At 66.9% G+C, this 10,101-nt stretch carries 11 protein-coding genes; 3 read left to right on the plus strand and 8 right to left on the minus strand.

Features of this window, described 5'->3' with window-relative positions; all coding sequences use genetic code 11:
* Window positions 1–135: 135 nt before the first annotated feature.
* From AVE30378_RS31955 to AVE30378_RS31965, 3 genes are all read left to right on the plus strand, one after another.
* The gene (locus tag AVE30378_RS31955) at window positions 136–603 is read left to right on the plus strand and encodes a hypothetical protein (RefSeq protein ID WP_129247153.1); all 468 of its coding nucleotides are present in this window, start codon (window positions 136–138) and stop codon (window positions 601–603) included.
* 135 nt (window positions 604–738) lie between these two features.
* Window positions 739–2,466, plus strand: a complete 1,728-nt coding sequence (locus tag AVE30378_RS31960; RefSeq protein WP_129247155.1) for a methyl-accepting chemotaxis protein — start codon at window positions 739–741, stop codon at window positions 2,464–2,466.
* Window positions 2,467–2,750: 284 nt separating this feature from the next.
* Window positions 2,751–4,346: a methyl-accepting chemotaxis protein gene (locus AVE30378_RS31965; RefSeq protein WP_129247156.1), complete on the plus strand. Its 1,596-nt coding sequence runs from the start codon at window positions 2,751–2,753 to the stop codon at window positions 4,344–4,346.
* Window positions 4,347–4,850: 504 nt separating this feature from the next.
* On the opposite strand, the gene fliR is transcribed toward AVE30378_RS31965, so the two are convergent.
* From fliR to AVE30378_RS32005, 8 genes are all read right to left on the minus strand, one after another.
* Window positions 4,851–5,639, minus strand: coding sequence for a flagellar biosynthetic protein FliR (gene fliR, locus AVE30378_RS31970; protein ID WP_129247157.1), 789 nt, complete (start codon window positions 5,637–5,639; stop codon window positions 4,851–4,853).
* A gap of 34 nt (window positions 5,640–5,673) precedes the next feature.
* Window positions 5,674–5,943 carry a flagellar biosynthesis protein FliQ gene (fliQ, locus tag AVE30378_RS31975; RefSeq protein WP_129247159.1) on the minus strand — a complete coding sequence of 90 codons (270 nt, stop codon included), beginning with the start codon at window positions 5,941–5,943 and terminating at the stop codon, window positions 5,674–5,676.
* 19 nt (window positions 5,944–5,962) lie between these two features.
* On the minus strand, window positions 5,963–6,754 hold the full coding sequence (gene fliP, locus AVE30378_RS31980; RefSeq protein ID WP_208742484.1) for a flagellar type III secretion system pore protein FliP: 792 nt from the start codon (window positions 6,752–6,754) through the stop codon (window positions 5,963–5,965).
* Window positions 6,755–6,781: 27 nt separating this feature from the next.
* A complete protein-coding gene (gene fliO / locus AVE30378_RS31985) occupies window positions 6,782–7,105 on the minus strand; it encodes a flagellar biosynthetic protein FliO (RefSeq protein ID WP_129247161.1) in 324 nt (107 codons plus the stop codon).
* Between the two features lie 13 nt (window positions 7,106–7,118).
* Complete coding sequence (gene fliN / locus AVE30378_RS31990) at window positions 7,119–7,655, minus strand: flagellar motor switch protein FliN (protein ID WP_129247163.1); 537 nt, start codon at window positions 7,653–7,655, stop codon at window positions 7,119–7,121.
* Window positions 7,648–8,655, minus strand: a complete 1,008-nt coding sequence (gene fliM, locus AVE30378_RS31995; protein WP_129247165.1) for a flagellar motor switch protein FliM — start codon at window positions 8,653–8,655, stop codon at window positions 7,648–7,650. Before fliM ends, fliN begins: the two co-directional genes overlap by 8 nt.
* A 2-nt stretch (window positions 8,656–8,657) precedes the next feature.
* Window positions 8,658–9,272 (minus strand): flagellar basal body-associated FliL family protein, encoded by a 615-nt coding sequence (locus AVE30378_RS32000; protein ID WP_129247167.1) that lies wholly within the window; start codon window positions 9,270–9,272, stop codon window positions 8,658–8,660.
* A gap of 170 nt (window positions 9,273–9,442) precedes the next feature.
* The coding region (locus AVE30378_RS32005; RefSeq protein ID WP_208742485.1) for a flagellar hook-length control protein FliK at window positions 9,443–10,101 on the minus strand (659 nt) is incomplete at its 5' end.

Below are 10,101 nucleotides of genomic sequence, written 5' to 3' on the forward strand. Positions count from 1 at the left end.
CGCCGCGCCGGCCCGCGGCACGGCCGGCGGCCGCGTCCGAGGCGAAGCCCGCGCCGGCGGCCAGCCGCCGATCGCCGCCTTCGGACGACGATTGGGAATCTTTCTGACACCGGCCAGTCCGGTAAGTGGGTAGGTATGCGAGGCTATATACATCTTCTGGCGACGGCCGCTCTTGCGGTCTTTCTCGCCGGCTGCGCGGCGACGGGACACAATTTCGACCCGGGCAGGCTGTCGACCCTGACGCCCGGCCAGACGACGCTGGAAGAGGCCTCGCGGGAGCTGACGGCTCCGCCCGACAAAGTCTACCGACAGACCGACGGCTCGTTGCTGGCGCTCTGGTCCTTCAAGATCACGTTTGTCACGGACGGCTTGTACAGCCGCAAGGAAGCGCTGCTCCAGTTCGGGCCGGACGGCCGGCTGATGCGCCTCGTCGACAGTACCAATATTCTGCTGGAACCCTGGGAACGCCAGAAACTGATGGGACCCGCGCCCGCTCCCGACTTCGGTCCGGACTGGGCGCTGCCCGCTGTGGAACCCGAGGGGCAAATCATCTATATACCCGGCCCGGGTGAACCGGCCGGATCGAGGCCGCGGGGCGGGTAAGCCCTGTGTCCGGCAGAGAGCATTGCGGCGCAGATCGCAATGTACGTCGCCCTGAGTGGATTCGCTGTGTAACAGAGCGTGTCCGCAGGGTGGTTTTTCATTTGGTCAGGCAGTTCCTGAGGGATGGGGAAATTTATGGAAGCGAGTCTCGAATCCGGTGCGAAGTCCGGCAAAGTCGGAAAGAGGAAGGCGCGCGCGCCCAAGGTGAAGAAGAAGCTGCGCCTGCGCGATGCCCGCGTCGGCACGATGCTGCTATGGGTCATGGCGTTCTTCGCGGTGTTGATCGCCGCGGTCGGCGGCCTGGCCGCCTATTTCCTGCAGAGCAACTATGAGTCCATCCGCGAGGTCAACTCCCTGACCGAGCGTTCCAAGCAAGTCGAGGTGATCAACAGCGACATGCTTCGCGCCCGCGTCGCGCTGATGGTCGCCGCGCGCCACCTGCAGGAATCCGGCTGGGGCAGCGGCGAGAACTCGGCCCGCGACGCCGCGGCGGCCGTGAAGAGCGCCACGGACCTGCTGACCGGGGTGCGCAGCCGTTTTGCGGATTTCCAGAAGAACATGCTGCAGGACGACACCGGCCGCCAGTTGTCCATGAACCTGGTCCGCCGCTACCGCTCGTACATCGACGATGGCGTGGACACCATGGTCGAAGCCCTGCGCAGCGAAGATTATTCGACCTTCTACATGGTGAACAACGAGTACGGCACGCCGCGCAGCGCCGCGTTCATCGATGCGATCGGCGAGTTCGGCAAGTACATCGGCGCGCAGCAGCAAGCCACGATCGACCAGGCGGACGCCAATTTCAACCGCGCCATGGTGGCGGTGGGCGTCGCGGTCGGCCTGGCGCTGCTGCTGATGATCCTGGCCCGCATGCTGTTCGGCCGCCTGGTGGTCCGCCCCTTGGTGGAAGCCGGCCAGCATTTCGACAAGATCGCCGCCGGCGACCTGACCAGCCGGGTCGAAGTGCGTTCGCACAATGAAATCGGCCAGTTGTTCGCCGCGCTCAAGCGCATGCAGGAAAGCCTGACCCGCACGGTGTCGGCGGTGCGCCGCGGCGTGGACGAGATCACCGTGGGTTCGAGCGAGATCTCGGCCGGCAACACGGACCTGTCCAGCCGCACGGAAGAGCAGGCGGCGTCGCTGGAGGAAACGGCGGCGTCGATGGAAGAGCTGGCCTCGACGGTGAAGCAGAACGCGGACAACGCGCGCCAGGCCAATCAACTGGCGGCCAGCGCGTCGGACGTGGCCGAACGCGGCGGCTCGGCGGTGTCGGAAGTGGTCAGCACGATGCAGGGCATTTCGGCCAGCTCGCGCAAGATTTCCGAGATTGTGTCGGTGATCGACGGCATTGCCTTCCAGACCAACATCCTGGCGCTGAACGCGGCCGTGGAAGCGGCACGCGCGGGCGAGCAGGGCAAGGGCTTCGCGGTGGTGGCGGGTGAAGTGCGCTCGCTGGCGCAGCGCAGCGCGCAGGCGGCCAAGGAAATCAAGGGCCTGATCGAGGATTCGGTCACGAAGGTCGGCGCGGGCTCGCAGCAGGTGGAGCGCGCGGGCGCGACGATGCAGGAGATCGTGGCGTCGGTGAAGCGGGTGACGGACATCATGGGCGAGATCTCGGCGGCATCCGAAGAGCAGTCCAGCGGCATCGACCAGGTCAACCGCGCGGTGTCGCAGATGGACGAAGTGACGCAGCAGAACGCGGCGCTGGTGGAAGAGGCGGCCGCGGCGGCGGGTTCGCTGCAGGAGCAGGCGCAGCGCCTGGCCGAGGCGGTTGCCGTGTTCAAGATCAACGCGGGCGAGGTCATCGAAGTGCCCGCCCACCAACTGGGCGGCTATTCCACGCCGACGCTGACCCAGGCCTGACGCCTGGCGCCTTGAGACAGGACCGCGGCCGCGCCGATGCGCGGCCGCGGTCCTGTGTCTTTTCGGGCCATGGAAATGCGCGAATCATGCGCACGTTAAGTTTTCCGGAATATTACCGTTAATAGTAATAACGCCCGATCAGGGCAATGAACAGTGTTTGACGGCCATCGCACCTGCCGGCGCAGGGCCTGACAAACCGGGCGGGGAAGTGTAGATGCGGGGCATCGGGTCCAGTTTGCTCGCCGTTATTCATTTGCTGCTTTTGATATAACCGGAGACAAGCTGTGCGCGTCAACCTACCCGTTCATAACGTGGAAACCAAGCTGCGCGAGGATCAATACCTGATCTCGCGCACCGATACCAAAGGCAGGATCGTTTACGCGAACCCCGCCTTCGTCGAAGTCAGCGGGTTTTCCCGCGAGGAATTGATCGGCAAGGCCCACAATATCGTGCGCCATCCCGATATGCCCTCCGAAGCCTACGAAGACCTCTGGGAGACGCTGCAGGCCGGCGAATCGTGGCTCGGTCTGGTCAAGAACCGCCGCAAGGACGGCGGGTTCTATTGGGTGCTGGCCAACGCCACGCCCATCTTCGAAAACGGCGAGGTCGTGGCGTATTCCTCGGTGCGGGTGCGTCCGTCCGATGAACAGGTCGAAATGGCCGAAGCGCTGTATGCGCGCATGCGCGAAGGCCAGGCCAGGGGAGTCCGCATCCTGCGGGGACGGCCGGTGCCCGCCGGTTGGCGGCGCGGGCTGGAGGTGCTGGCGTTTCCCTTCAGGCGCGGCGTGCGCAGCCGCATGCTGCGCCATGCGCTGCTGTCCGCGGGCATCGTGGGCGGCGCGGGCGCCTACGGGCTGCACGCCAATTGGGACCAGCTCGGCACGTTCGGAGCCGGCCTGGGCTGCGCGGCGATCGGGCTGGGCATCATCGCCATCTTCGGCATGGGCTGGCGCCTGTCGCGGTTCCTGCTGGACCCCATGGTCGACGCCGCCAACATGGCGCGCCAGGTGGCGGCGGGCAATCTCACCACGCAGATCGTGGCGGAGTCGGACGACGAAGTCGGCAGCCTGAAGTTCTCGCTCGAAGTCATGCGCAAGAGCCTGGTCGGCATCGCCCAGGACGTTTACCGCGGCATCGAAGGCACGACCCACGCCGCGGCGCATATCGCCCGCGGCAACCAGGAACTGGCCGGCCGCACCGAGGGCCAGGCTTCCTCCCTGCAGCAGACCGCCGCCAGCATGGAGCAACTGACGTCCACTGTGCGCCAGAACGCCGATAACGCGCGCCAGGCCAACCAGTTGGCGGCCAGCAGCATGGACGTGGCGCGGCGCGGCGGTGTCGCCGTCGGGCAGGTGGTGGACACGATGCACGGCATTTCGGACAGTTCCCGCAAGATCGCCGATATCGTCAGCATCATCGAGGGCATCGCGTTCCAGACGAACATCCTGGCGCTCAACGCGGCCGTGGAAGCCGCCCGCGCGGGCGAGTCCGGCAAGGGCTTCGCGGTGGTGGCGGGCGAGGTCCGCAGCCTGGCGCAGAAAAGCGCGCAGGCCGCCAAGGAGGTCAAAGGCTTGATCGAGGACTCGGTGGAGCGCGTCACGGAAGGGTCGCAGCAGGCCGAACAGGCGGGCGCGACGATGCAGGAGATCGTGGCCGCGGTGCATCGCGTGACCGCCATCATCGGCGAAATCTCGCGCGCTTCGCAGGAGCAATCCAGCGGCATCGAGCAGGTGGATACGGCGGTGTCGCAGATGGACGTGATGACGGTGCAGAACACCGCGCTGGTCCAGGACCTGGGCGGCGCGGTCATGCAGTTGGGCGGCCAGTCGGGCGCGCTGCGCGAAACGATCCGGGTATTCCGGCTCACGGGGCAGCAGTAATCGCGGGCAGGAGGGCAAGGTGTCAGACACCCTTGTATCCTGGTTCCCGTAGCGCGCAGGTGTCAGACACCCGAGGAAGCGCCCGCCGTATGGCCGCGTCATCCCGCGGGTGTCTGACACCGATTGGAGGATAAGCCGGGGGGTGTCTGACACCCTGCGGATGCCAATGAAGATTGACGAGCGTCTCCCCAAGGTGTCAGACACCTGACCCACTAGGGGTTCGGCCCGGTCTTAATTCCCCGCCAGCGCATTGGAGCGCGCAGGTGTCAGACACCTGACCCACTAGGGGCTCGGCCCGGTCTTACTTCCCCGCCAGCGCATCGGAGCGCGCAGGTGTCTGACACCCGAGGAAGCGCCCGCCGTATGGCCGCGTCATCCCGCGGGTGTCTGACACCGATTAGAGGATTAGCCGGGGGTGTCTGACACCCTGCGGGCGCCAATGAAGATTGACGAGCGTCTCCCCAGGGTGTCAGACACCTGACCCACTACGGGCTCGGCCCGGTCTTACTTCCCCGCCAGCGCGTCGGCGACGCGGCTCATGGCGGCCAGGCCGGATCCGAACAGGGATTCCAGGAACGGTCCGGCGTGGGGCAGGACGACGGCCAGCACCGTGACGCCGACGATCAGCGTGACCGGGAAGCCGATGGAGAAGACGGATAGCTGTTGGGCGGTGCGGTTCAGGATGCCCATGGCCAGGTTGATGGTCAGCAGGGCGCAGATGAGCGGCAGCGCCAGCAGCAGGCCGGAGATGAACACCGTCTTGCCCCATTCCACCACGACGCCCCAGCCGTTCTGGTGCAGTTGGATCGCGGCGACGGGCAAGGTGTCGAAGGAACGCACCAGCGCGGCCAGGACCAGCAGGTGGCCGTCCAGCGCCAGGAAGGTCAGCATCGCAATGATGTTGAAGAGCCGCGACAGCACCGCGGTGTTGGCGCCGGAACTGGGATCGAAGAACGAAGCGAACGACAGGCCCATCTGCAGGCCCACGAATTCGCCGGCCGTCTGGACGGCGGCGAATACCAGGCGCATCGTGAAACCCAGCGAGATGCCGATCAGCACCTGCTGCATTACCATCCAGAGTCCGGCGAAGGAACCCGGCGCGATCGCCGGCATGGGGTCCAGCGCGGGGCTGATGGCGACGGCCAGGATGAACGACAGTCCGATCTTGACCTTGATGGGGATGAGCGATTCCGAGAAGAGCGGCGCGGTGCCCACCAGCGCCAGGATGCGCACGAACGGCCAGAGGAACTGGCCGATCCAGCCGTTGAGCTGTTCGAGCGTGAAGGCGATCATGGCGGGAGGTCCGGAGTCCGGCGGCGGCCGCCGCTCAGGACACCAGCATGGGGATCTGGCCGATCAGTTGCCGGATGTAGTCGACCATGACGCCGATGAGCCACGGGCCCAGCAGCACCAGCACGCCGCACATGGCCAGCAGCTTCGGAATGAACGACAGCGTCATTTCGTTGATCTGCGTGGCGGCCTGGAAGATGCTGATGACCAGGCCCACGAACAGCGTCACGAGCAGGAGCGGACCGGCCATCGCCAGCACGATCTTCATTGCCTGGTAGGTCATGGTCATGACGGTTTCGGCGGTCATGGCGATTCTCCCCCCGGCGTCACTGGTAGAAACTCTGGGCCAGCGAGCCCATGAGCAGGTTCCAGCCGTCGGCCAGCACGAAAAGCATCAGCTTGAACGGCAGCGCCACGGTGACCGGCGGCACCATCATCATGCCCAGCGCCATCAGGACGCTGGCGATCACCAGGTCGATGATCAGGAACGGGATGAAGATGGTGAAGCCGATCTGGAAGGCGGTCTTCAATTCGCTGGTGATGAACGCCGGCACCAGGATGCGCATGGGCACCTGCGCCGGATCTTCCAGGGCCGGCTGCTTGGCCAGGTTGGCGAAGAGCGACAGGTCGCTCTCGCGGGTCTGGTGCAGCATGAAGGTGCGCAAGGGCGAGGCCGCGCGTTCGACCGCGGTCTCGAACGGGATCGAGCCCTCGGACAGCGGCTTGTAGGCGTCCGCGTAGATCTTGTCGAACACCGGCGACATCGTATAGAAGGTCAGGAACAGCGCCAGGCCGATCAGCACGTGGTTGGGCGGCGACATGGCCGTGCCCATGGCGCTGCGCAGCAGGCCCAGGACGATGATGATGCGGGTGAAGCCCGTCATCATCAGCAGCGCCGCCGGCAGGAACGACAGCGAGGTCATCAGCAGCAGGGTCTGCATGCTGAGCGAATAGGTTTCGGAGCCGTTCGGCCCCGGGGTGGCCGTCAAGGCCGGCAACGTGGCCTGGGCGACGACACCGGCCGGAAAGAAGGCCAGGCCGAGCACGGCGGCCGCTGCGAACAGGGGCAGCGCGGCGGTGCGGGCGCGGGCAGGTGTCGTGCGAGAGAGCAAACTCATGGATATGGCGTGAAGCGCGGCGTGGCGCTAGCGGCGCTTGAGCGCCTGGCCCAGCTTGGCCGCGAAAGCGGCGGCGGGCAATGGGGAACCTTCCGGCAACTGGCCGGCGGGCAAGGTGTGCAGGGTATTGAGCTGGTTGGGGCCGACGCCCACCACCAGCCAGGTGTCTTCGATTTCGATCACCACGATGCTTTGGCGCGGGCCGACCGGCAGGCTGGCGACCTGCCGCAGGAGATTGCCGCCGCCGCGCTGCGTCAGCCCGGCGCGGCGGGCCAGCCAGGCCGCGGCCAGGATGGCGGCCACCACCAGCACCAGGCCGACGATGACGCGCGTGAGGGCGGATTCGGTCATGGCGGAGGCGGGGTCAGCGACGGTTGTTCAAGCGGTTGATCCGCTCGGACGGGGTGATGATGTCGGTGAGGCGGATGCCGTACTTGTCCTCGACGACCACCACTTCGCCCTGGGCGATCAGGTAGCCGTTGACGAAGATGTCCATCGGTTCGCCGGCCAGGCCGTCGAGTTCGACCACCGAGCCCTGGCCCAACTGGAGCAGGTTCTTGATGGTCAGGCGGGTGCGGCCCAGCTCGACCGTGAGCTGGACGGGGACGTCCATGATCAGGTCGATGTCCGTGCCCGCGCCGCCGGTGGCGCCGGCCAGCGGCTTGAATACCGACTGCGCCGCCGATTGCGCGGCGGGGGCGGCGGCGGGAGCAGCCGCGGGCGCGGGCGCTGCTGCCGGCGCCGGCGTGGCGGCCTGTTCGGCCATCGCGGCGGCCCAGTCGTCCTGGGGCTTCAGGCCGTCGGCCTGGGTGGGCGGGTTGGCGCGGGATTGTTCGGCGAGCGCGTCGGCCCAGTCGTCGGCCGGGGACGAGCCAGTGCCGGGCTCGTTCTTGTCAGTCATGGTCAGAGGCCTCGTTGGGTTCTGTATCGTGGGTAAACATGTTCTGTACGCGCAGGGCGTACTGGCCGTTGAAGACGCCGTAGCCGCATTCCATCAACGGCACGCCGTCGACGCTGGCGATTATGGATTCCGGAACGGTCACCGGCAGGACGTCGCCCGCCTTCAGGTGCATCAGTTCGCGGATCGAGGACGGGATGCGGGCGAATTCCGCGATGACGTCGATATCGGCGCTGCGCACCTGGCGGGAAAGCTGCTGCGACCAGCGCTGGTCCACTTCTTCGAGCGTGGTTTCCTGCAGCGGCCGCGTCAGCAGGTCGCGCACCGGCTCGATCATGGAGTAGGGCAGGCAGATGTTCAGGTCGCCGCCGGTGGCGCCGAATTCGATGTGGAAGGACGTGACGACCACCACTTCGTTGTTGCCGGTGATGCTGGCGAACTTGGTGTGCATCTCCGAGCGCACGTACTCGAATTCGATCGGATAGACCGGATCCCAGGACTTGCCGTAGCTTTCCAGGGTCAGGTTGAGCAGGCGCCGGATGATGCGCTGTTCGGTCGTGGTGAAGTCCCGGCCTTCGACGCGGGTGTGGTAGCGGCCATCGCCGCCGAACAGGCTGTCGATGACCAGGAACACCAGGTTCGGGTCGTACGTGAAGAGCGCGGTGCCGCGCAGGGGCTTCATCTGAATCATGTTCAGATTGCTCGGCACCGGCAGGTTGCGCTCGAAGTCCGCGTACTTCTGGATCTTGATGGAACCGACGGTGATGTCGGCGCTGCGGCGCATGAAGTTCAGGAGCACGTTGCGCATGTGGCGCGCAAAACGCTCGTTGATCAGCTCCAGCGTCTGCATGCGGCGGCGGACGACGCGCTCCGGCGAGCTCAGGTCATAGGCGCGCGCGCCGGTATTCTGGCCTGCCGCTTCGGTTTTGCTGTCGCTCTCGCCGGTGACGCCAGCGAGCAGCGCGTCGACCTCGTCCTGCGAAAGGAATGCCTCGTAGGCCATGCTTATTGCACCACGAACGCCGTGAAGAGCACGTCGGTGACGTACTGGCCGTCAGGCAGGGGCGAGAACGGAAGATTGACGGCCTGCTTGATCGCATTGACCATGTCGGTCTTGCCCTGCTGCGTCTGCACGCCGATGGGCGATTGCGACGACAGCACCATCAGGATGCGGCTGCGCACTTCGGGCATGTACTTTTCGAGGCGCGTGCGGGTCTGGTCGTCGCTGACGCGCAGGGTCAGGCCGACGTGCATGATGCGTTCCGTATCCGCATTCTGCAGCGTCACGGTGAAGGGTTCGAGCGGAACGAAGATCGGGGCGGGCACGGCGATCGGGCCGGCGGGCGGCGCGACGAAGGTGGTGGGCGTGGCCTGGGGGCCGTGGCCCGGCTGGCCCGCGCCGGGCTGGCCGCCCGGCACCTGGCCTACGCCGAGCTGCACGGGCGCTCCGCCTTGCGGCTGCATGCGCTGGGCGATGAACCAGGTGGCGCCGGCGCTGGCCGCGGCGACGATGAGCAGGACGATGAGCGCCAGCAGCGGGCGAAGAATGCGGCCCAGGCCGCCCGAGCGGGGGATGGGTGCGCCGCGCGCAGGCAGGGGTGTGGATTTGGAAGTCGCCATCTCGGTGTCGATGCGTGTTTTGCCGCTGATGAAAACGGGTTCTTAGTGGATGAAAGCATTCTGCCCCAAATCCCGCCTCGGCTTGGAGGCGAAAAACAGGGCGAAAGCCGCGTATCTCAAGCTATTGCTGCACCGCCCGCAAGCCATGCCGGACGCGGGGCGCGGACCGGTCAGGCAAACGTGTCCACCAGTGCGTTGGCGTTGCGCGCCACCGTCACGGCGACAGGCGCTTCGGCCACGCCGTCGGCTCCCGCCAGGGTGCCGCCGGACTGCCGTTGCGAGCCGTTGCCGCCCTGTTGCGCGAACTCCTGCTGGGCGGTCTGTTCGCCCACGCTGGTCTGGCCCAGCGAGATGCCGGCCTGCGCCAGCGCCTGCTGCAACTGCGGAATGGCGGTTTCGATCGCCTGGCGCACGGAGGCGTGGGCCGAGACGAAGGACGCGCTGGCGACGCCGTCGGCCAGGTTCAGGCTGACGCGCAGCGGACCCAGGTCCGGCGGATCCAGGCGCAGTTCGGCGGTCTGCATGCCCTGGCGCGCGTTGTGGCTCATCATGACCACTTGCTGGCCGAGTTCGGTGCCCCAATGCGTGCCGCCCACCGGGGTGGCGACTTGCAGCACCAGGGGAACGGCGGGCGCCGCGATGGCGGCCGGGTTGGCGATCGGCGCGGGCTGGCGTTGCGCGGCGGAGGCAGCCAGCGCCGACGCCAGGACGTCGTGGGCCGGCGCGTTGTGCTGCGGCGCCTGGAATTGCTGTTCGGCGCCCGGCAGCGCGGCCGGGGACTCCGGTTCGTCGCGGGCCGCCAGGGTGGGCGCGGCGTCGGCGCGCGGGT

This window comes from Achromobacter veterisilvae, from assembly GCF_900496975.1.
Taxonomy (GTDB): domain Bacteria; phylum Pseudomonadota; class Gammaproteobacteria; order Burkholderiales; family Burkholderiaceae_B; genus Achromobacter; species Achromobacter veterisilvae.

Excerpts from the sequence above, each read along its gene's own strand:
- fliO (WP_129247161.1), bottom strand. The coding sequence starts at position 7,105 with ATGACCGAATCCGCCCTCACGCGCGTCATCGTCGGCCTGGTGCTGGTG.
- AVE30378_RS31955 (WP_129247153.1), top strand. The coding sequence starts at position 136 with ATGCGAGGCTATATACATCTTCTGGCGACGGCCGCTCTTGCGGTCTTT.
- AVE30378_RS31960 (WP_129247155.1), top strand. The coding sequence starts at position 739 with ATGGAAGCGAGTCTCGAATCCGGTGCGAAGTCCGGCAAAGTCGGAAAG.
- fliP (WP_208742484.1), bottom strand. The coding sequence starts at position 6,754 with ATGAGTTTGCTCTCTCGCACGACACCTGCCCGCGCCCGCACCGCCGCG.
- fliN (WP_129247163.1), bottom strand. The coding sequence starts at position 7,655 with ATGACTGACAAGAACGAGCCCGGCACTGGCTCGTCCCCGGCCGACGAC.
- AVE30378_RS32000 (WP_129247167.1), bottom strand. The coding sequence starts at position 9,272 with ATGGCGACTTCCAAATCCACACCCCTGCCTGCGCGCGGCGCACCCATC.
- fliM (WP_129247165.1), bottom strand. The coding sequence starts at position 8,655 with ATGGCCTACGAGGCATTCCTTTCGCAGGACGAGGTCGACGCGCTGCTC.
- fliR (WP_129247157.1), bottom strand. The coding sequence starts at position 5,639 with ATGATCGCCTTCACGCTCGAACAGCTCAACGGCTGGATCGGCCAGTTC.
- fliQ (WP_129247159.1), bottom strand. The coding sequence starts at position 5,943 with ATGACCGCCGAAACCGTCATGACCATGACCTACCAGGCAATGAAGATC.